The following is a 21,214-nucleotide window of genomic DNA, read 5'->3' as shown; positions in this document are numbered from 1 at the left end:
TGAATGCGGGGTTTTTGCTTTCAGAGCCCCAGATCACCGAGAAGGGCGCTTAACGTAGCCTTGCCTTTTTTCTGGTTGGCTTCTGCATCCAGATCTCCGGTGCCCTCCCAGCGCACATCGTCTTCCGGGAGTTCATCCAGAAACCGGCTGGGAATGGTTTCAATCTTTTCCCCGTATTGTCTGCGCTGCGCAGCGTAGGTCAGGGTCAGCGTTTCTTTTGCGCGGGTTATTCCCACATACATCAGGCGCCGCTCCTCCTCGATATTACCCTCTTCAATGCTGGAACGGTGCGGCAGAATCTCTTCCTCCAGGCCAAGAATAAACACGTGAGGAAACTCCAGGCCTTTGGATGCGTGCAGGGTCAGCAGTTGAACCTTGTCACTGTCGTCCTCTTCTTCACGCTGCTCCATCATGTCGCGCAGAATCAGTTTGGTGATGGCATCTTCGATGCCCAGTTCGTCAGCAGTGCCTTTTCCGTCGTCCAGCATTCGCTGGATTGAATCCACCAGGTACCAGATGTTTTCCATGCGTCTTTCAGCTTGCTTGGGTGTTCCGGAGTTCTGATGTAACCACTCTTCATACTCAATATCTGTGAATAGCTGTTTGATAACAGGCACGGGGTTTTCGCTGTGCAGCCGCTCGCAGGTTGCATCTACCCAGTGTGCAAAACGCCGCAGCCGGTCCAGGCCTTTCTCGGTGACATGGGTTTCCGCACCCATGTCACTGAGTGACCGGAAAAGGCTTACGTTGCGCGCGCGGGCATAGTGGCTGAGTTGCTCAAGCGTGCGCGGGCCAATTTCGCGCCTTGGTACATTAACTACCCGCAAGAAGGCTGCGTCGTCGTCCGGGTTGATCAGCAGGCGCAGATACGACATGGCGTCCTTGATTTCGTTTTTCGAGAAAAACGATTGACCGCCGGATATGCGATAAGGAATCTGGTAGGCCTGCAGTTTCATCTCCAGCAGCCGGGCCTGATGGTTACCCCGGTAAAGCACGGCGAAGTCCCGGAACGAAAGTCCCTTTTTGAGCTTCTGGTCAAGAATTTCGGTTGCAACCCGCTCGGTTTCGGCGTCTTCGTTGCGACACCGGACAATGCGGATCTCGTCACCAATGGTATGGTCGCTCCACAGGGCTTTTTCGAACACGTGGGGATTGTTGGCGATAACGGTATTGGCGCTGCGTAGAATGCGTGAAGTGGAGCGGTAATTCTGTTCCAGTTTCACAATTTTCAGGCTTGGAAAGTCATCCTTGAGCTGAGCCAGGTTTTCTGGCCGTGCACCTCGCCAGGCGTAAATTGACTGGTCATCATCACCAACAACAGTAAAGGCAGAACGCTCTGCGACCAGCATTCTTACCAACTCATACTGGCACAGGTTGGTATCCTGGTACTCGTCCACCAGCATGTAGCGGATTTTCCGGCGCCATTTTGCAAGCACCTCGGGATTGCTGCGGAATAGTTGTACCGGAAGCAGAATCAGGTCGTCGAAGTCGACGGCGTTGTATGCCTTCAGGTACTCGTTATAATGTTTGTAGACTGTAGCAATGCGTTGTTCCCTCTCATCCGCTGCTTTGCTGTATGCTTCCGGAGGGCTGCGCAAGGCATTTTTCCAGGAAGAGATCGTCATCTGGACATCGTTGAGTTCATCGCCGGCATCGGCGCTGGCCTCACGGAGCATGAGATCCCGTAACAGGGCTTTGGCATCTTCAGCGTCAAAAATGGAGAAGCCCGGGTGATATCCCAGGTGAGTATATTCTTCCCGGATCATGTTCAGCCCGAGATTGTGAAAGGTAGATACGATAAGCCCGCGGGCCAGCTTACGGTCGACAATCCGGCCTACCCGCTCTTTCATTTCGCGGGCGGCTTTGTTGGTGAATGTAACGGCGGCGATATGGCGCCCCGGGATGCCAATATGTTCAATCAGATAGGCGATTTTCCGGGTGATTACGCTGGTTTTTCCACTGCCCGCACCAGCCAGTACCAGAAGCGGGCCGTCGGTGTAGCGAACGGCCTCATTTTGTCGCGGATTAAGTTTGTTCACAAATACACAGCCAGAATGGATTGAAACGGAGGGAGCCCTTGGTAAGACAATAGTCTACACCACGCTGCCTGTACCTTGTCGATCTATCAGCTATCCTTTTAATTTGCTCACGTACCCATGGACCCACGCTTAATGACCTTGCCACTGGAAACTGTCGGACATGACCAGCTTCGCGTTCTGGTTCTGACTCCGTGTTATGCCGACTTTCTCTGGTTGAGGGCACTGTTGACAGGCGATCCTGAGGTAAATCCGGATTCGACCTGGTGCCCGGACCTGGTGGATTGTGACGACCTGATTCGCAATGCAAAGTTTGACGTTATTGTCTGGAACTGCGTATTTCATGGCGGCTCAGAAACCGCTTTTTTGCAGTATCTGGAAGTTGCCAGCGGCGGCCGGCCAGTTCTGGCATTGAGCGCGGAAAAACCATGGGAACGTGCGGCGGAGTTACTTTCTGCTGGTGCAGCAGACTACCTGAGTCGTCAGGAGCTTGATTACTGGAGTTTTCGCAGAGCAGTGAAATGCACCTGGTACCGTGAGCAGTTGGCTAATTCCACCCATAGCCAGCTGGGCCGGGGGATCGCAAGCGGCTTTATTAACCGGGATCTGTTCTTCGACAGGCTGCAACAAGCGCTCCTCAGGGCCCAGCGGGGATGTTACCGGCTGGCGTTGTTGCACCTGAATATCGATGATTTCCGCAGCCTGAACGAGTCCTTTGGTTATCAGAAAAGTGACCAGTTGATGATTATGGTGGCGGCTCAGGTGCGCCAGGGGTTGCGCCGGGTAGATTCCCTGATGCGCATTGGTGGTGACGAACTGGCCATTATCATTGAGAAAATAGAAGATTCACTGGATATTACTCAAATCATCCGAAAGGTTGTTAGCGCCCTTGATGAGCCGGTAATTATTGATGGGCAAAGTGTGGTGATCAGTGCCAGTCTGGGTGTGGCTACTTATCCTGAAGCCGGGGATAGCCCCGAAAACCTCATGCGCAGAGCGAACCGGGCGATGTTTGAAGCCAAGCGGGATCCGGGCACAAGCTACCGTTTCTACGATCGACAGTTGCATGTTTCAGCTGGCTATCAGCTTCGGCTGGAGGCAGACCTTCGTAATGCGCTGAGAGGCAATGAACTGGAGTTGTACTATCAGCCAAGAATTGATCTGGCCAGCAACGAGGTGCGTGGTGTTGAGTGCCTGGTGCGCTGGAACCACCCTGAGCGGGGCCTGGTTGGGCCGGAAGAGTTCATACCTGTCGCCGAGCGCAGTGGTCTGATTGTTCCTATTGGTTACTGGGTGATCGAGCAGGCCTGCCGGCGCCTGCATGAGTCTGCTGAGCTCGGGTTCCCCGGGTTGGTATTTGCCGTTAACCTTTCCTTCAGGCAGTTCCATGACCGCAAAATGACGGAAACCATATTCCGGATCATCTTCAACGCTAACATCGATACCAGTTTGCTTGAGCTTGAGCTGACGGAAAGCGCCATGATGCATGATCCTGAATACGCTCAGCGCTGCCTGCGTGAACTCAATCAGTTAGGCATCAGTTTCGCGCTTGATGATTTCGGGACCGGCTTTTCCTCTCTCAGCAATCTCCAGCATCTGCCGATCGCCCTGGTTAAAATTGATAAGTCCTTTGTGCAGGCTCTGGGTGAGTCTGCGGATGCCGAGCACATTATTCGGGCCATTATCAGCCTGGCGCACAGCCTCCAGATGAGCGTTGTAGCCGAGGGTGTTGAGACCGAAGGCCAGCTGGAGTTTCTGCGCCAGCAGCAGTGTGATGAAATTCAGGGCTATTATTATGCCCGCCCCCTGCCTTGGGCTGATCTTGTGCAATTTCTGCACGAGCGAGGCCAGTCCGCTTGCCTGCAACTGTAAGCCGCTGTACCTTTGCTGCTTTATCTGAAAAGCATCAAGCAGAGGTTGCATGAACAGTATTTCCAGGCGAATTGCTGACGAACTCGGTATACGAGAGCAGCAGGTCAATGCCACCGTCGCCCTGTTGGACGAAGGTTCCACCGTTCCGTTTATTGCCCGTTATCGTAAAGAAGTGACTGGTTCTCTGGATGACAGCCAGTTGCGTACCCTTGAAGAACGCCTGCGCTATCTCCGCGAACTGGAGGATCGGCGCGGCACTATTCTCAAGAGCATTGAGGAGCAGGGCAAGCTGACCGATGAACTGCGGGCCAGCATTCAGGATGCCGATACCAAGAACCGCCTGGAAGATCTTTACCTTCCCTATAAGCCCAAACGTCGTACCAAAGCCCAGATTGCCCGCGAAGCTGGCCTTGAACCTCTGGCTGACGCTTTGTATGGCGACCCGACACTGGAGCCGGAAGCGACGGCTGAAGCTTATATCAACGCGGATGCCGGCGTTGCTGATACCAAAGCTGCCCTCGATGGTGCCCGTTACATCCTGATGGAACGCTTTGCTGAAGACGCAGAACTCCTGGGTGAGCTGCGAGACCTTATCTGGCAGCAAGGGCAACTGAAGGTTACGGTGATCGAGGGTAAAGAGAACGAAGGCGCTAAATTCAGGGATTATTTCGATCATGTAGAGCCCCTGAAGAAAGTGCCGTCACATCGTGCTCTGGCAATTCTGCGTGGCCGCAATGAAGGCATTCTTGCCTACACACTGGTTGTAGGTGATGCAGAGGATGATCGTCGCCAGCCGCACCCGGCGGAGCAACGCATCGCTGCCCGCTGGAACATCCGGGATAACGGTCGCGCAGCTGATAAATGGCTGTCAGAGGTAGTGCGCTGGACCTGGCGGGTGAAGCTGTCTACACAGATCGAGACTGATCTTGTGTCTCAGGTGCGTGAAGCAGCCGAAACAGAGGCTATCAACGTCTTTGCGGCCAATCTCAAAGACCTGCTATTGCTGGCTCCTGCCGGGCCGCGTCCGACTCTCGGGCTGGACCCCGGCTTGCGAACGGGTGTGAAGGTAGCTGTTATTGACGGCACAGGTCAGGTTGTCGGGCATGGAGCCATCTTTCCTCATGCGCCCAAAAACCAGTGGGACAGCTCTATTGAGAAGCTCGCAGCCTGGTGTCGTGAATATCACATTGAGCTGGTCGCCATTGGCAACGGAACAGCATCCAGGGAAACTGAGAAACTGGTCGGCGATCTCTGCAAGCGTTATCCGGAGCTCAAGCTTGCCCGGATTGTAGTAAGCGAGTCTGGAGCATCGATTTATTCGGCTTCGGAATTTGCTTCCAAAGAGCTGCCTGATCTGGATGTCACCATTCGTGGCGCCGTCTCGATTGCGCGGCGCCTGCAGGATCCGCTGGCGGAGCTGGTGAAGATTGAGCCCAAGTCCATTGGCGTTGGCCAATACCAGCATGACGTATCCCAGGTTCAGCTTTCCCGCAGTCTGGATGCCGTTGTTGAAGACTGTGTTAACGGTGTTGGTGTGGATCTGAACACAGCCTCAGCACCCCTGCTGTCACGAGTGTCTGGTCTGAACCAGACCATAGCCCAGAATATTATTGATTACCGAAATCAGAACGGTATGTTCCGTAACCGTAAGCAGCTGTTGAAAGTGGCCCGGCTGGGTGATCGAACCTTCGAGCAGGCGGCAGGCTTTCTGCGCATTGCCAGCGGAGAAAACGCCCTGGACCGGTCATCTGTCCACCCTGAAGCCTATGGTGTGGTTGAGGCTATTGCTGCAAAGAATAATCGTAAAGTTGACGACATTATCGGCGATGCAGCGTTTCTGCGTGGCCTGAATCCCCAGGATTACGTAACCGATAAGTTCGGTGTCCCAACCATACGGGATATCCTGTCGGAACTTGAGAAGCCGGGCCGGGACCCGCGTCCTGAGTTTCGGTTTGCGAGCTTTGAGGACGGGGTGGAAACCCTTGGCGACCTGGAGCCAGGAATGATTCTGGAAGGGTCTGTCACGAACGTCACCAATTTCGGCGCATTTGTGGATATCGGCGTTCATCAGGACGGGCTGGTGCATATTTCCGCGCTTTCTCATACCTTCGTGAAAGATCCCCGTGAAGTGGTCAAAGCCGGGGATATCGTGAAGGTTAAAGTGATGGAAGTGGACATACCCCGCAAACGAATAGCGCTGTCCATGCGCATGGACGACCAGCCGGGTGAGAAGTCAGGTTCAAGACGGCCGGCTTCCGCACGATCAGAAGGTCGCCAGCCGGCGGGTAACCGCAGTACGCAGGCATCCGGTATGTCTGCATCCAAAGGCCAGAACAAGGGCGCTGATCAGGGTGCCATGGCAGGAGCCTTGGCGCAGGCGTTTGCATCGGCCCGTAAGGATAAGCGTTAAGCTGTTTCAATTATTTCCACCAACCAACTACGCCCGCAAGGCGTAGTTGGTTGCAGCAGGAGTCTATCATGGCCGAATCCCGCCATTCTGTTTTCCGCCAGTTCGCTGCCAGTGACTGGAACGGGTTTCTGAAAGGGGTAGAGAAGGAAGGTCTGCGTGTTGATCGCAACGGGTTCATCGCACAGACGCCACACCCGGAGGCCCTGGGCTCCGCGCTGATGCATCCCTCCATTACAACGGACTATTCCGAGTCCCTTCTGGAGCTGATAACGCCAGTATGCAGCAGCACTGCACAGATGCTGGAATCTCTGCGAAATACTCATCGCTTTGTTCAGCAGAATCTGGGTGATGAGGTTTTCTGGCCCGCCAGCATGCCCTGTGAGCTGGATGGTGATGCCAGTATTCCGATTGCAGAGTACGGAACTTCGAATATCGGACGTCTCAAGCACGTATACCGGCAGGGGCTGGCTGTTCGTTACGGGCGAATGATGCAGAGCATTGCCGGCGCACACTATAACCTCTCGTTACCGGACAGCTTCTGGGAAAAGTGGCAGACGGCGCTTGGTGACCAGCAAAGCCTGAAGGATTTTAAATCCGATCAGTATTTCTGGCTGATCCGCAATTTCCGCCGCCGAAGCTGGTTACTGATGCTGCTGTTCGGTGCTTCTCCGGCGCTGGATGCGAGCTTTGTCGAGGGGGTACGCCACGACCTCAGCCGCTTTGATGATCGCACCTGGTACGGTGAGCGAGCGACGTCCTTGCGCATGGGCGATCTGGGTTACCACAATAATGCCCAGTCTTCCCTGAACATCTGCTTTAACAAACTCGGCACCTATACACAGACTCTGGACCGGGCTATTCATACCAAATGGCCAGCCTACGAAGCCATAGGCACCCGACGAAACGGCGAGTTTATCCAGATCAACACCAGCGTGCTGCAAATTGAAAACGAGTACTACAGTGCTGTCCGCCCGAAACGCACGGCTCACAGCGGAGAAAAGCCGATTCAGGCCCTCGACGCCCGTGGTGTGGAGTATGTTGAGGTACGTTGCCTGGATCTGGACCCCTTCTCTCCGGTTGGTATCAATGAGGCCCAGATCGACTTTCTTGATCTGTTCCTGCTGGATTGTCTGCTATCGGAATCGCCGCGAATTGATGATTCTGAGTGCAAGGTGCTGGACGACAGTTTCAAAGACGTAGTCGCGAGAGGCCGGGACAGAGAACTCATTGTGTGCCGGGATGGCGGGTCTTCGCCTATTGGAGATGCAGCCAGGGCGGCGCTGAGCCGGCTGGAGTCGCTGGCTGAAATGCTGGATGGCTGGAATGGTGGTGAAGTCTATCGCAATGCCTTGTCAGCACAGCAAAGGGTATTGTCAGGAGACCGCCAGGTGCCCTCTGCGCGGGTTATTGATGAGATGCGGGCATCAGGGGCAGGGCATTGTGACTGGGCCATGGATCTGGCTCTCAGGCACCAGAACACACTGCGGCAGGAAGGCCTGGCCGCCAGCGTGCAGTCTGAATTCATTACCGCCAGTAAGGATTCGCTGGCAGAGCAGAAAAAGCTGGAGGCCTCAGACACTTTGGCGTTCGGTGATTTTCTAGAGCAGTATCTTCGTTCCTGACGGGCTTGAGGCACAGAAACCGAACAAAAGTTTGTCACTTTCTGACGCCGGTGGTAATTTGGACAGCATCGGTTACAGGGAGAAGTGGCATGGCAAGGGATATCAAACTCGGCTGGGATGTCGGGGCACTGAACAAAGCATATCGCCAGGGTTACATGGCGGCTTCAATGGGTATGGACAAGACTCGTTGCCCTTACCGCGGCGAAGTTGTTGTGGCGGCCTGGGAGGCCGGCTGGGATGATGCCGGTGATTCTGCTCCGGGAAAACCCGCCATAGGTGACGACCTGTTTTCCCGGACTGCCTGAAGACTTCTTTTTCTGCGCTATTTTTGCACCACGAATTCTGTAAACAGCACGCCGGTGACAGCTTCGCCGGTTTGTTGTTCTTCCAGCACCGCGTTTATTCTGGATTTCGCTTCTTCACGCAGGGCCTGCTGGCCGTCCATTGTCGTCAGCGTTTCTGTATCTGTCTGCTCACCAAACAGCATCACAAGCTCGTGGCGTAGCCTGGGCATGTGGGCTGTAATGGCTGGCCGTGTGGTCTGTCGGGAAGCCCGCAGGGTCACTGCAGCTTTCAGGTAAGTCAGTTTTCCACCCGGGGTGCCCACGTGGGTTACGAATGCGGGCTCCATGGCAATATAATCGGTGACATTTGATTCTTCGCCTGTTTCCCCGTCAGTACCGGTAGTTTCTTCCGCCCAGGCAGCTGGGGCCATCGAGAACAGGAGCAGCAGGCTGAATAAAACGAATTTTGGCTGAGGTGTCATAAGCTTGCAGTTAGTCATGGTTTAGGGTTTAGTGACAAAATCAGCAGCGTTTCCGCCGGATAGACCGAGAATAGCAGGCCCGGCGGAGTATTTGTCAAAAACCGAGGAAACTTTGTGAAAGTAAGAGCAGTTTTTGCACTTGTCTTTGTAGTCTGTTCCGGGTTGTTGGGTGTGGCATTTTACATGGAGCATGTGATGGGGCTTGAGCCTTGTCCTTTATGCTGGCTTCAGCGCTTCGGCTTTATGGGTGTGGGTATCGTGAGCTTTGTGGCTGCTTTGCACGGCCCGGGGCAGTTGGGGGTGCGTATATACGGCCTGCTGCTTGCGGTGACCGCCGGTGCAGGCCTTGGTCTGGCGGGTCGCCAGTTATGGTTGCAGAACCTGCCGGAGGATCAGGTGCCGGCATGTGGCCCTTCTGTGGAATACATGCTTGATGTGTTGCCCCTGGGAGAGGTGCTTTCTACCGCTATAAGAGGTACCGGGGACTGTGCGGCCGTAGTCTGGCGTTTTCTCGGGTTAAGTATTCCCGGCTGGACGGCAGTATTTTTCGCTTTGCTGGTGATTCTGGGCCTGGGTATGTTGTTCCACCGGGGAAAACCAAAAGGCTGGATCTCTGGCTGAAACGGTTGCGACAGGCAGCGGGCTTGGGTTAACTTGAGCCTGACTTAACGAATATCAGCATCAGGGCTGACTGGTTGGATTATAAATCGGAGAACAGGCGTCATGTTGGAAAATTGCCGGAATGCCAGGGAGCGTTGGGGTGGCGTCAGCGAGCTTATTGACCGTTGGCTCAGGGATCGCCAGGAGCTACTGGTTCACTATTGTGATCTGTCCGGAGAAAGCGACTTCTCTCAGACAGCTGCCCTGAAACAAAAGTTCGTGCGGCTTTGTGAGGTACTGGTAGATTATGTGTCTACCGGCCACTTTGAGATTTATGAACAGTTGGTCAGAGAAGCCCGGGAGTTCAATGATGGTGGGCTGGAGCTGGCGGCGAAGGTTTATCCGCAGATTGAGCAAACCACAGAAGTCGCCCTTAATTTTAATGACCAGCTGAACGAAGGGGAACTGTCGGAGCACGAAGTGAAAACCCTGTTCGATGAACTTTCCCGCTTGGGTGAAACCCTGGCGAATCGCTTTGAGATGGAAGATTTTCTCATTGAGCATCTCCACAATGTGCATGCGGGCAAGGTGGCGCAAGTCTGACCCGGCGATAACGCACGCAAAAAAAAGCCTCAGTAGCGGGTGATACCGACTGAGGCTTTTTTGCGACTTCAGATTAACTGAAGCCGCGGATATGAGTCTGCCAGATTACTCGGAAGCCGCGTCTTCTTCTGCTCCCGGGTTGATAGCCAGTAGCTCGACATCAAAAACCAGAGTTTCGTTCGGGCCGATCGCGCGATTGCCGCCCGGGCCATAAGCCATTTCAGACGGGATATAAAGCTTGTAACGGGAGCCTTCGCTCATTAGTTGCAGGCCTTCGGTCCAGCCTGGAATAACCTGATTCAGGCCGAAAGTCACTGGCTCACCCCGTTCGCGAGAGCTATCAAAGACTTCGCCGGATATAAGCGTGCCGGTATAGTGCACCTGTACCATATCAGTTGCGGCTGGTTTCTCACCGTCGCCTTCTTCCAGCACTTCGAACTGAAGGCCTGACTCGGTTGTTTCAATGCCGTCTCGTTCAGCATTTTCTGCAAGGAAAGCTTCACCGGCCTCAAGGTTTTTCTGTGCCAGCTCTTCCATCTGTTTGCTTTGTTCTTCCTGCAGTGTTTGCTGATATTCCATCAGCGCCTGCTGGATTTCTTCACGACTCATGCGTTTGCTTTCTTCGTCGCCGGCGTGGCCGTGTTGAATGCCCTGAAGAAACTGGTCCATCTGCAGATTCGGCAGATCATTATTCATCCGCTCACCCAGTACCAGGCCCATGCCATAGCTGACTTTCTGGTCGGTAGAGTCCAGTTTCGGGTCCACCGGGGTTTCTGGTGGAGTTGAGCAGCCGGCAATCATGCCAGTCATCGCCAGTGCAAGCAGCGTTTTTTTCATTACATCATCCTTTTGGGTCATTAAGGCGCGGGCATCAGCTCGCATATTGTGTTTGTCTGAGCGGAAAAGGTAACGGGTTCGGAGCAGAGATTCCACTGAACATCTGTTAAGGAGCTGCTCTCCCTTATCTGCAGTCAAGGCCTCGTCTGGTCAGCTACCATTGCTTCCAGCGCTCGGGTCAAGATAAAAAGGCGCGCTGTACGGTGATTGCCAGTCAGTCTCAGGATCAGGTGTTCTGGCTGGTGGTCTGTTCTTGTCTGCTCGTTCTATGGCCAGCGTATTCCATGGCCCCTGTTCCGGTGGCTGATCAGCGTAATGCCAGTGGCCGTCAGTATCCTTCCACTTGAAGACGATATCGGGGCCTTCTGTTGGAATAGGAGAGGGTACCAGTCCCTCAAACGCGGGTATGTCTGGCTGAGCTTCTTCCGCAACCGGTTCTGATGCCTGGTCAGGGTCATTAAGGCCGAAGAACATCAGCAGTAATAGCAGACCGAGAGCTGGAAACGAGAGCCGAACAAGCCATTTGATCATCATGGCTGTGTGTTCCCCTGTGGGAAGGCGATGAACATATCGCCCAATGTACTCAGGAGCTGCCGGGTATCTGCGGTCAAGCCGGATGCCGGAGCTGCAGCTGCGAGATTGAGTCGGATCAGATTGTCACGTTCACGCATGTTACTCTGTTCCGGGTTGGGCGTTATTAAAGTCTGCCATGCCAAAGCCAGTTCGATACGCTCTGACTCCAGCTCAAGGTTAGCCAGGCTTGAGCGCAAAGCAGCATATGAAGCCTGGGACTTTGGCACAGACTTGCGAATCTTGCGCAAGCTGCCGGTTACACGACTCCGCCACTCTGTTACCTTAGCGTCCTCGATCCCGGTGTACGCCCTGCCGTCAAGAGCAAGCCAACCGGCGCATAAAATTCGTGTTACGCTCCAGCCTTCATTTTGAAGAGCCAAGCAGGTTTCCTGCGCCAGCGAGTCTTGCCAGAATGACAGTGCAAACCGCCAAAGCGGGTTTTCCAGCTCTAAATGTTCCGGTAACGCCATGGTTTCTGGTGGTAAATTCGGGTTGGCTTCCAAGCTTACCGGCATGAGCGCTGAACCGTCCCTGACAATTTACGTTGATTATATGAAAACATGTTAACGATAACCGATCTCAGTTTACAACGGGGTGGCCTCTGGTTGCTAGATTCCGTCTCTCTGACTGTGCAATCTGGCCAGCGTGTGGCCATTGTAGGTGCTAATGGTGCCGGTAAATCCAGCCTTTTTCAGTTATTGCTGGGCCAGTTGGCACCAGAACAGGGCAGTGTGTCACTTCCTGGTGGTTGTCGCATTGCCCATATGGCGCAGGAAGTTGAGGCGACGGGGCGAAGCGCAAGGGATTTTGTGCTCGACGGTGATCTTGATTTGCGCCGGCTTGAGAGAGAACTTCAGGAGGCTGAAGCCCGGGGTGATGATAACGCAATTGCTCACATACACGGCGAGCTTGATATACACGAAGCCTGGTCTGCAGCCAGGCGTGCAGAGTCGTTGCTAAGGGGGCTTGGGTTCCAGAATGGTGATGCAGACCGGCCTGTATCGTCGTTTTCCGGCGGCTGGCGCATCCGGTTGAACCTTGCGCAGGCGCTGATGCGGCCTTCGGATCTTTTATTGCTGGATGAGCCGACTAACCACCTGGATCTGGACGCATGCCTGTGGCTGGAGAACTGGCTGCGCCGTTACGACGGTACACTGCTGTTTATATCTCACGACCGGGACTTTATGGATCGGGTCGCAACTCACGTGGTTCATTTTGATCAGCGCAAGCTGGAGCTATATACCGGCAACTACTCCGCGTTCGAAGGTCAGCGCAGCGAACGACTCGCGCAGCAACAGGCGGGTTTTGAACGTCAGCAGGCAAGAATAGCTGAAATCCAGCGCTTTATTGACCGCTTCAAGGCTCAGGCCACCAAGGCCCGGCAGGCGCAGAGCCGGGTAAAATCACTGGAGCGGATGGAAAAGATTGCCCCTGCGCATATTGATTCTCCATTCAGTTTCGAATTCCCCGTTTCAGACAAAGTCTCCAACCCGCTGCTTTCCATACGGAATGGCCAGGCGGGGCATGGTGAAACCGTGATTCTCAAAGAGATCAATCTGACTCTCCTGCCGGGAAGTCGTATTGGCTTGCTTGGACCAAACGGCGCCGGTAAATCCACGTTGATGGATGCTTTGCTGGGGCATGGTGAAGAAGGAACAGTGAGTACGCTCCTGTCTGGTGAACGGACATGTGGCGAACACCTGGCAATCGGATACTTTGCCCAGCATCAGCTGGAATCACTGGATCTGGATGCAAGCCCCTTTCTCCATTTGCAAAGGTTATCACCCAGAGCCTCTGAGCAGAGTATCCGGAACTTTCTCGGTGGTTTCGATTTTCATGGTGATGAAGCGTTGAGCCCCATCCGATCATTCTCTGGTGGAGAAAAGGCCAGGGTTGCGTTGGCGGTTATCGCCTGGCAAAAGCCCAACCTGCTCCTTCTGGATGAACCAACCAACCACCTTGATCTGGAAATGCGTCAGGCCCTGACCATGGCGCTGCAGAATTTCGAAGGTGCCATTGTAGTGGTATCCCACGACAGGCACCTGCTTCGTAACACCGTTGATGAATTCTGGCTGGTAAACGACGGCCGCGTTCTGGAATATCAGGGTGACCTTGAAGATTATGAGCGCTGGCTGGCTGACCGCCGCAAGGACGACACTGAGGCTCCGAAACGCCAATCGGTTGATGCAGGAAATACCGATAGCGGTGTTACACCTCGGGAGCCAGAGGCGGGTGTTGGAGAAAGTGCTGAGGACCGGAAGAGTCGCAAGCGGGCTGAAGCGGCTCTCAGGCAGAAACTGAGCCCTTTTCGCAAGAAACAGGCAGCTCTGGAAAAGCAGATGGAGTCTCTGCATGAAACCCTTGGCGAACTGGAATCAGAACTTGCCGACCCCGGTTTGTATGATGATGAATCTAAACACCGGTTAAAAGAGCTGCTGGGCAAGCAGTCGAAAGCCAGGTCCGAACTTGAGGATGTTGAGGCGGAATGGCTTGATGTCAGTGAAACGGTCGAAGCGATGGAGGAGGAGCTGGCGGGCTAGATTGCCCGTCAGCCTCCGGCCAGTTCAAGCACAAAATTTTGCTTGGCCAGATAGTCCTGTTCGTTCTTCAGGTCTGCAAGTGTCAGAGGGCGCTCATCAAACCAGCCTTTGGGGAAGGTCAGTAAAAGGCCGTTTTCCCGGGGGGTCAGTGTGAAGGCTGGTGGTGGTTCCAGATTACGGGAATGCTGGATCAGCACGGCGAGACGCAACAGGATGCAAAGGTGTTTCAGGCGATCCCGGTCATCAGGGTCAACGCCATCAAAGATGGAGGCGGAGAACTTGCGCCGATGGCCCCGCACCAGAACCGCCAGATCCATCTGTGCTTGCTGGGTGAAGCCTGCCATGTCGGTATATCTCAGCAGGTAGGCTCCGTGCTTGTGATACTGGCTGTGGGATATGGTCAGGCCAATTTCGTGCAATTGGCAGGCCCAGCGCAGAACTTCTTCATCTGCAACTGTGTCGAGGCCCCAGTGGCCTGCAATCTGTTTCCAGGCTGCAATTGCAGTTGCCTCGACAGCAGCCCCCTGGTTCCGGTCAAGAAGGTGCCGCCCCTGAAGAGCCGAGATGCTTCGTTCCCGCACGTCTTCGTGCTGAATTCTCCCGGCAATGCCATATAGCAGTCCTTCTCTGAGCGCACCGTCAGCGAAGGTCATGTCCTGTATATCAAGGGATTGAAAGGCGCCCATCAGGATTGCAAAGCCAGCGGGGAAAATGTTCTGGCGATCCGGGCGCAGCCCGAGCTCGCTGAGTTTTTCCACATTCCCCATATCCACCAGCCGCACACGCAATTCCTTCATGGCGGGCAGGGTAATTCTGCCATCGGTTATCTTGAGCGTCGCCAGCACGTTGCTGATGGCCTTGATAGAGCCTGATGCGCCCACTGAACTTTTCCAGCCCACCGAGCGAAAATGTCTGCGAATGCTCAGAAGCTCCTGTTCTGCGTGGGTGATGGCTTTATCCATTTGTTTGCGGGTAATACGACCGTCAGCAAAGTACCGGTTCCGGAAAGAGACGCAGCCCATGTGCAGGCTTTCCAGCTCCTGAGGCTCAAATCGCTCACCGATAATCAGCTCGGTGCTGCCACCGCCTATATCAATTACAAGCCGTCGCCCGGCATCGTCAGACAGGGTGTGCGAAACGCCCAGGTAAATCAGCCGGGCTTCTTCCCTTCCGGCAATGATCTCCACCGGATAACCCAGGACTTCTTCAGCTCTCGCTATAAACTGGTTGGCATTGCGTGCCACCCTGAGCGCATTGGTACCTACTATCTGCACGCCTTCCGGCGGGGTACCGTTCAGGCGCTGGGCAAACCGGCGCAGGCAGTCAAGGCCGCGCTGTTGAGCTTCTTCGGTCAGGTAGTTTTCTGAGTTGAGGCCGTCGCCGAGCTGTACCTTTTCGCCCATTTTTTCCACGGTGCGGATTTCGCCGTGTACAAGCCGGGCTACGACCATGTGAAAACTGTTTGAGCCCATGTCGATGGCGGCCAGCATATCCGGGAAAGCAGCAGCGTTTGCGGCAGAAGAGGTGGCCGTCACGGTATCATGATCCTGTGGTATGAACTTGTGTGTACTATAAGCGATAATCCCCGGACCTGTCAGTAAATGCCCCGGTATGACGTCGGCGTAAAGCCGTCTGAATTGACTGGGGTCAGGAGATCGCCGGGACAAGCTGGTGGATCTACTGCTTCACATACGCCGGACCAATCGCGTAAAGTAGTCGCTAATGAGATGGGGGTGAAGGGTTGTCTCGCTAATAATGACGACCTTCAGCAACAGTCAACTGCAAGTGAATACAGGCATCGAAGGTCTGTTTTGCTGCATGAATCAGGAAAATGAAATGAGCGGAAATATCGTAAATGTAACAGATGCATCCTTTGAACAGGACGTGCTTCAGTCTGACGTTCCCGTACTGGTGGACTACTGGGCAGAGTGGTGTGGCCCCTGCAAAATGATTGCGCCTGTACTTGAAGAGATTGCTGACGAATACGATGGCAAACTGAAAATCTGCAAACTCAATATCGACGAGAACGAGCAGACTCCGCCCAAGTTCAATATCCGCGGTATCCCGACTCTTATGCTGTTCAAAAATGGCAACGTCGATGCTACCAAAGTGGGCGCATTGTCCAAATCTCAGCTCGCGGCATTCCTGGACAGCAATCTCTGATTGCATCCTGACCGTTTGAAAACCGCCTCTGGGCTAAGCTCTTGGGCGGTTTTTTTTGTCTGGAATCATCATGACTGAAACTGTTCCAGAAAAAGCCTGCGGCCTGTTACTGGCAGGTGGTGCCGGAACCCGGATGAACGGCAAAGACAAAGGCCTGTTATGCTGGCGTGACCGGCCAATGGCGCATTGGGTTGCAGAAGCCCTGGGTGCTTCTGCAACCCCGGTTTTCATCAGCGCCAACCGCTCCCTGGAAGAATACCGATTACTCGGTGATGTATTGGAAGATGCCCCTGGATTCAAAGGTCAGGGCCCCCTGGCAGGGCTACTGGCAGGTCTGACTGAAGCAGAAAAACGCGGCTTTGATGCTGTGCTTGTCTGCCCCTGCGATACTCCCGGTATAGAAGCAGGCGTATTCCAGCGACTTCTTACTGTTTGGCGTGAACAACCTGATGTACCGGTTATTGCTGAGTGTCATGGCAGAACTCACCCTCTGCACGGTGTTTACCCGGTCTCCCTTGCGGGTCTTCTGGAAGCCCAGTTGAGAAATGACAACCGCAGGGTAATGGCCTTCGCTAAAGCTGCCGGGGTAAAAACACTGGATTGCTCTGATGCTGAAGAGGCTTTTAAAAACAGAAATCGACCAGAAGATCTGATTGGCTAAAGAATCATGAGGTATGGTCACCTGTGAGAGCCCGGTTCGGCATGCAAGTACCCGGACTTTTCATATCCTTTGTCGCGGGCTTATTTCCAGGCCGCACCACGGGCCAGGTCCGATGCCTTCTGCTCCACCCAATGCTCCCCGTTATCCGACAGCTCCTTCTTCCAAAATGGTGCTGAAGTCTTCAGCGCATCCATAATGAATTCGCAGGCTGCAAAGGCATCCCCCCGATGGGCGCTGCAAACCCCTACAAAAACGATCTGCTCCTGTAGCAATAACCTGCCAACCCGGTGAATAACCCGCGCTTTACGAACGTCCCAGCGTCGCGAAGCTTCTTCCACAATGCCCGAAATCACCTGCTCCGTCATTCCCGGATAATGCTCCAGGAATAGCCCCGAAACTCCCTGCATGTCACCGCTATCGCGCACCAGCCCGGTAAAGGTGGCTATGGCCCCTGTACCGGCGCCGCTGTCTCGCAGTGCCGAATATTCGGCGCCTGTATCAAAATCCTCAGTCTGGATGCTGATCATCTCAACCCCCGGTGACCGGTGGAAAAAAAGCCACTTCATCCCCGGCCTTCACGGATGCTCCGGGTTTTGCCATGGCCTGGTTAATTGCAATCATTACCGGCTGGCTGCCCTGCAACTGGGTCCATGCACCACCGCGGCTGGCCAGTAAGGCAAGCAGGTCGCCGGCGGTCTGATCCTTTTCTGCCGGTAGTGTAAGTTGTTCTGTGCCCAGCTCTTCCCGGAGACGGGCAAAAAAACGAACGGTCAGTGTCTGGTCAGTCATATCAGCTCAGCAACTCCGTGAATGGGTAGTAGGTCAACAGATCTCCCTCTGCAACTGTGGTCTGTTCCGGAACCACCGCCAGCCCCCCGGCCCAGCAGGCAGAGCTTAGTACGCCCGAGCTCTGGTTAGGGTAGATGCTGATCCGGGTCTGGCCATTTACAGATTCTGTGCGTGCACGGACAAATTCCCGGCGCACTGAAGGTGAGGCGATGTTAAAAGCTGCGTAGGCCTGCTGACCTGTCGGATGAATCTGCAGGCGCCCCTGGCAGGTGCGTATATAGGGCATGCCCACGATCAGAAATGTGACCAGCACCGCCGCCGGGTTGCCGGGCAGTCCCAGTACTGGTGTGCCGTTGATTGATCCGAAGGCCAGAGGTTTTCCGGGTTTGATCGCCAGACGCCAGAGCGACAGACTGCCGGATTCCTCCAGAACAGCTCTCACGTGGTCTTCCTCTCCCACGGAAACCCCTCCGCTGGTGATGATCAGGTCTGCCTGTCCGGCGGCCCGTTCCAGGGTTTCCCCAGTGAGCTGCCGATTGTCCTTCAGGGTTTCGCACATTACTACTTCGCAGCCGGCTTCTGCCAGCAGACCGAGCAACGTAAATCGGTTCGTATTGTAAATCTGCCCTGGTTTCAGCGGGGTTCCTGGCTCCACCAGCTCGTCGCCCGTAGACAGGATGGCGACCCGTAGTTTTCTGACAGCTGCAACCTCAGCTACCCCCATGGAGGCAAGAAGTCCCATCTCCTGAGGCCTGATTCTGGTGCCTTTGCCCAGCGCCAGGTCGCCTTCAGAGAGATCCTGGCCGCGCCGACGGATATTTTGAGCGGCTTTTATGTCTGAGTTAATCAGGATGCCGCTCTCAGTAACCTCGACCCGTTCCTGCATAACGACGGTGTCAGCACCGGCCGGAACCTCAGAGCCGGTAAAGATCCGGGCGGCGGTTCCTGGCTTCAGAGGGGCCGGGGCAGAGCCGGCCGGAATCCGGTCTGATACCGGTAGCACCTGGCCATGTGTGAAATCCCCGGAGTTCAGGGCGTAGCCATCCACTGCACTGTTGTCTGCCGGAGGTACATCGGCAGGGACTCTGTAGTCTTGGGCCAGAACCTGACCCAGAGATTCCGTAATCGGCAGAAGCCGGGACTCTTTAATCACCGGTGCTTTAGCCAGTATATGAGCAATGGCCTCTTCAACCGGTGTCAGATTGGCTGCCATGATTTTATCTCCGTGCCAGGAATTAGTGGGCTGTGCATTAGCGTACTGCACGTTTGCCGATAACCTGCTGAAGGCGTTCAACGGCGCGCTCCGGCTTGCGACTAACCAATGCTGAAAAGTTACAGGGCCCGTGGCGGCTGTCGAGCTGGGTGCTCAAAATCTCATTCCAGCCTGTCCGGCATGCTCCGGTGGAGCCTGGCAGGCAGAAAATTGCAGTATGGTTGGCAAGGCCGCCAAAGGCTCTGGACTGGATAGTAGACGTGCCGATCTCTGAAGCGGAAATCCGTCGGAATTCTTCCCCGAAGCCTTCGATGGTTTTGTCCAGTAGTGGCGCAACGGCTTCCGGCGTGCTGTCGCGTTCGTGAAAGCCTGTGCCGCCGGTGATGATAACCACGTGAACATCCGGTTCAGCAATCCAGCACGACATCGCAGCGCGAACGAGATAGACGTCGTCTGGCAGGATGCGCCGTGAAATCAGCTGGTGCCCGGCGTCCAGGATGCTGTCTTCAAGAAACTGACCAGAGGAGTCTTCATCTTCTCCGCGGCTGTCGGAAATGGTAAGAAGCGCGATGTTAAGGGGTTTGAGTTCGCTGGTACGTTCACTGCTCATGGGACGATGCTCCGAAAAACACAGGAAATATATTGCCCGTAAGTATCTCTATCAGAGGCGGGGATTGGAAGGGAGTAACCCATCAGGGGGAGGTTCCGGGCCCCCATAAACGGCTTTAGAGCACGAATATTGGTTTTATTTGGCTCCGGCTCTTGACATTGGCGGTCAAGGTGGCAGATTATCGCTCTTGCCCTACGAACAGTTGTACCCACTCTACTGGCTTCATTACTATATTCCGGATCTCGTCTATACCCGGTTGCTTCATCGGCCAGCATCTGTTTTACAGCTAGATAAATAATTTGTTCCGGGGCGCCCCTGTCATCCCAACTTCCGTTTAATTCCATTCTTGAAAATCTAATAACCTATGAATCTTACCGAACTCAAGCAGAACTCCATGCCCGAATTGCTCGATATTGCGCAAGAGATGGGCCTCGAAAACCTGGCGCGCTCGCGTAAACAGGATGTTATCTTCACCATACTGAAGAAGCATGCTAAAAGCGGCGAAGACATTTATGGCGATGGTGTACTGGAGATTCTGCAGGATGGCTTCGGCTTCCTCCGCTCCGCCGATGCCTCATACCTGGCCGGACCAGACGACATTTACGTCTCTCCCAGCCAGATCCGCCGCTTCAACCTTCGCACCGGCGATACCGTCGCCGGTAAAATTCGCCCGCCTAAAGATGGTGAGCGTTATTTCGCGCTGTTGAAAGTCGCCGAGATTAACTTCGACAAGCCAGACAATGCCCGCAACAAGATTCTGTTTGAAAACCTGACGCCTCTGTTTCCCGATGAGCGCATGCAGCTGGAAGCCGGTAACGGAAGCACAGAGGATCTTTCGTCTCGGGTGCTGGACCTTGTAGCCCCGATCGGCAAAGGTCAGCGTGGTTTGATTGTGTCGCCACCCAAGGCTGGTAAAACCCTGCTGATGCAGAGTATCGCCCAGTCGATTACACGCAACTATCCGGAGTGCCATGTCATGGTGCTTCTGATCGATGAGCGCCCGGAAGAAGTCACTGAGATGCAGCGTACTGTTCGTGGTGAAGTAATTGCCTCAACCTTCGATGAGCCACCAGCGCGCCATGTTCAGGTAGCTGAAATGGTCATCGAGAAGGCCAAGCGTCTGGTTGAGCATAAAAAAGATGTGGTCATCCTGCTGGACTCCATTACCCGTCTGGCTCGTGCCTACAATACGGTAATTCCTTCCTCCGGTAAGGTTCTGACTGGTGGTGTTGACGCACACGCTCTGGAAAAACCAAAGCGTTTCTTCGGTGCAGCCCGTAATGTTGAAGAAGGCGGCAGTCTGACGATTCTTGCAACCGCTCTGGTGAACACGGGTTCCAAGATGGACGAAGTGATCTACGAAGAGTTCAAGGGCACAGGTAACATGGAGATTCATCTGGATCGCAAGATTGCAGAGAAACGTGTTTACCCTGCGATCAATATCCGCAGCTCCGGCACACGTCGTGAAGACCTGCTGATGAGTGAAGCCGATATCCAGCGGGTATGGATACTGCGTAAACTGCTGCACTCCATGGATGACGATACTGCTGCCATCGAGTTCTTGCTGGACAAGCTGAAAGACACCAAGACCAACGACGAGTTCTTCCAGTCGATGAAGCGTCGTTAAGATTGGTGCATCAGCGCCTTGGCATGACGCAGTCCGGGGAGAGTGTCCCCGGTACTGCCGATCAAGTTTTGGGCGCGCGCTTTTATTGGATTACAGTTAAGTTTTTGCGGGTTTTGGTCTTGAGTTAACTGATAATTCCGTGAACGCGGTGAGGGCCTGCTTTCCCAGACTGTGTCTTGCCAAGGATGGCAAGACCAAGCCCCCAGGGATGGGTTTACGGCGTGTCTGGGAAAGCAGGCCCTCATTGCGTTCTGGCACCGGGTGAGAAGTCCGGGAAGCGATGAAATTCGAA

The 21,214-nt window shown here is 54.5% G+C and carries 20 protein-coding genes; 10 read left to right on the top strand and 10 right to left on the bottom strand.

The features are described from left to right. Positions 1-20 precede the first annotated feature (20 nt). Positions 21-2,039 carry a DNA helicase Rep gene (gene rep, locus DS878_RS03455; RefSeq protein ID WP_113814540.1) on the bottom strand — a complete coding sequence of 673 codons (2,019 nt, stop codon included), beginning with the start codon at positions 2,037-2,039 and terminating at the stop codon, positions 21-23. A 132-nt stretch (positions 2,040-2,171) separates the two neighbouring features. Here rep and DS878_RS03450 point away from each other — a divergent pair, with 132 nt between their 5' ends. The 4 genes from DS878_RS03450 to rmf all read left to right on the top strand — a co-directional run bounded on the left by DS878_RS03450 (position 2,172) and on the right by rmf (position 8,245). Beyond that, a complete protein-coding gene (locus tag DS878_RS03450) occupies positions 2,172-3,908 on the top strand; it encodes a putative bifunctional diguanylate cyclase/phosphodiesterase (protein WP_113814539.1) in 1,737 nt (578 codons plus the stop codon). 49 nt (positions 3,909-3,957) lie between these two features. Next, positions 3,958-6,318 carry a Tex family protein gene (locus DS878_RS03445; protein WP_113814538.1) on the top strand — a complete coding sequence of 787 codons (2,361 nt, stop codon included), beginning with the start codon at positions 3,958-3,960 and terminating at the stop codon, positions 6,316-6,318. 68 nt (positions 6,319-6,386) lie between these two features. Next, complete coding sequence (gene gshA / locus DS878_RS03440) at positions 6,387-7,940, top strand: glutamate--cysteine ligase (protein WP_113814537.1); 1,554 nt, start codon at positions 6,387-6,389, stop codon at positions 7,938-7,940. A gap of 89 nt (positions 7,941-8,029) precedes the next feature. Further along, complete coding sequence (gene rmf / locus DS878_RS03435) at positions 8,030-8,245, top strand: ribosome modulation factor (RefSeq protein WP_113814536.1); 216 nt, start codon at positions 8,030-8,032, stop codon at positions 8,243-8,245. Between the two features lie 17 nt (positions 8,246-8,262). Here rmf and fliL read toward each other — a convergent pair whose 3' ends face one another. Further along, complete coding sequence (fliL, locus tag DS878_RS03430) at positions 8,263-8,724, bottom strand: flagellar basal body-associated protein FliL (RefSeq protein ID WP_187298721.1); 462 nt, start codon at positions 8,722-8,724, stop codon at positions 8,263-8,265. Between the two features lie 96 nt (positions 8,725-8,820). Here fliL and DS878_RS03425 point away from each other — a divergent pair, with 96 nt between their 5' ends. Together DS878_RS03425 and rsd are read left to right on the top strand one after the other, a co-directional pair. Then, positions 8,821-9,327 carry a disulfide bond formation protein B gene (locus DS878_RS03425; RefSeq protein WP_113814535.1) on the top strand — a complete coding sequence of 169 codons (507 nt, stop codon included), beginning with the start codon at positions 8,821-8,823 and terminating at the stop codon, positions 9,325-9,327. Between the two features lie 102 nt (positions 9,328-9,429). Then, on the top strand, positions 9,430-9,909 hold the full coding sequence (gene rsd / locus DS878_RS03420) for a sigma D regulator (protein ID WP_113814534.1): 480 nt from the start codon (positions 9,430-9,432) through the stop codon (positions 9,907-9,909). 105 nt (positions 9,910-10,014) lie between these two features. Here the strand turns inward: rsd and DS878_RS03415 are convergent, their stop codons facing one another. From DS878_RS03415 to DS878_RS03405, 3 genes are all read right to left on the bottom strand, one after another. Next, positions 10,015-10,746, bottom strand: a complete 732-nt coding sequence (locus DS878_RS03415; RefSeq protein ID WP_113814533.1) for an FKBP-type peptidyl-prolyl cis-trans isomerase — start codon at positions 10,744-10,746, stop codon at positions 10,015-10,017. A gap of 150 nt (positions 10,747-10,896) precedes the next feature. Beyond that, positions 10,897-11,280, bottom strand: coding sequence for a DUF4124 domain-containing protein (locus DS878_RS03410; RefSeq protein ID WP_113814532.1), 384 nt, complete (start codon positions 11,278-11,280; stop codon positions 10,897-10,899). Beyond that, positions 11,277-11,834 (bottom strand): DUF2390 domain-containing protein, encoded by a 558-nt coding sequence (locus DS878_RS03405; RefSeq protein ID WP_113814531.1) that lies wholly within the window; start codon positions 11,832-11,834, stop codon positions 11,277-11,279. Before DS878_RS03405 ends, DS878_RS03410 begins: the two co-directional genes overlap by 4 nt. Before the next feature lie 45 nt (positions 11,835-11,879). Here DS878_RS03405 and DS878_RS03400 point away from each other — a divergent pair, with 45 nt between their 5' ends. Continuing rightward, complete coding sequence (locus tag DS878_RS03400; RefSeq protein WP_187298720.1) at positions 11,880-13,859, top strand: ATP-binding cassette domain-containing protein; 1,980 nt, start codon at positions 11,880-11,882, stop codon at positions 13,857-13,859. An 8-nt stretch (positions 13,860-13,867) separates the two neighbouring features. On the opposite strand, the gene ppx is transcribed toward DS878_RS03400, so the two are convergent. Further along, the gene (gene ppx / locus DS878_RS03395) at positions 13,868-15,394 is read right to left on the bottom strand and encodes an exopolyphosphatase (protein ID WP_113814529.1); all 1,527 of its coding nucleotides are present in this window, start codon (positions 15,392-15,394) and stop codon (positions 13,868-13,870) included. Positions 15,395-15,695: 301 nt separating this feature from the next. Between ppx and trxA the strand changes: the two genes are divergently transcribed. Together trxA and mobA are read left to right on the top strand one after the other, a co-directional pair. Beyond that, entirely contained in the window at positions 15,696-16,022 is a 327-nt protein-coding gene (trxA, locus tag DS878_RS03390; RefSeq protein WP_012139190.1) for a thioredoxin TrxA, read from the top strand. A 70-nt stretch (positions 16,023-16,092) separates the two neighbouring features. Then, positions 16,093-16,683: a molybdenum cofactor guanylyltransferase MobA gene (mobA, locus tag DS878_RS03385; RefSeq protein WP_113814528.1), complete on the top strand. Its 591-nt coding sequence runs from the start codon at positions 16,093-16,095 to the stop codon at positions 16,681-16,683. 80 nt (positions 16,684-16,763) lie between these two features. On the opposite strand, the gene DS878_RS03380 is transcribed toward mobA, so the two are convergent. The 4 genes from DS878_RS03380 to moaB are packed head-to-tail and all read right to left on the bottom strand — an operon-like array spanning position 16,764 to position 19,295. After that, the gene (locus DS878_RS03380; RefSeq protein WP_113814527.1) at positions 16,764-17,210 is read right to left on the bottom strand and encodes a molybdenum cofactor biosynthesis protein MoaE; all 447 of its coding nucleotides are present in this window, start codon (positions 17,208-17,210) and stop codon (positions 16,764-16,766) included. Position 17,211: 1 nt separating this feature from the next. After that, positions 17,212-17,472, bottom strand: a complete 261-nt coding sequence (gene moaD / locus DS878_RS03375) for a molybdopterin converting factor subunit 1 (protein ID WP_113814526.1) — start codon at positions 17,470-17,472, stop codon at positions 17,212-17,214. Between the two features lies 1 nt (position 17,473). Beyond that, positions 17,474-18,688 (bottom strand): gephyrin-like molybdotransferase Glp, encoded by a 1,215-nt coding sequence (gene glp, locus DS878_RS03370; RefSeq protein WP_113814667.1) that lies wholly within the window; start codon positions 18,686-18,688, stop codon positions 17,474-17,476. A 34-nt stretch (positions 18,689-18,722) separates the two neighbouring features. Further along, positions 18,723-19,295, bottom strand: a complete 573-nt coding sequence (gene moaB, locus DS878_RS03365; RefSeq protein ID WP_113814525.1) for a molybdenum cofactor biosynthesis protein B — start codon at positions 19,293-19,295, stop codon at positions 18,723-18,725. 364 nt (positions 19,296-19,659) lie between these two features. Here moaB and rho point away from each other — a divergent pair, with 364 nt between their 5' ends. Continuing rightward, positions 19,660-20,922, top strand: coding sequence for a transcription termination factor Rho (gene rho, locus DS878_RS03360; protein ID WP_113814524.1), 1,263 nt, complete (start codon positions 19,660-19,662; stop codon positions 20,920-20,922). Positions 20,923-21,214 lie beyond the last annotated feature (292 nt).

Origin of the sequence: Marinobacter sp. F3R11 (assembly GCF_003318275.1) — a bacterium.
Taxonomy (GTDB): domain Bacteria; phylum Pseudomonadota; class Gammaproteobacteria; order Pseudomonadales; family Oleiphilaceae; genus Marinobacter.
Note: the sequence above shows the minus strand (reverse complement) of the source record. Positions and strands in the feature narration are given on the sequence as shown.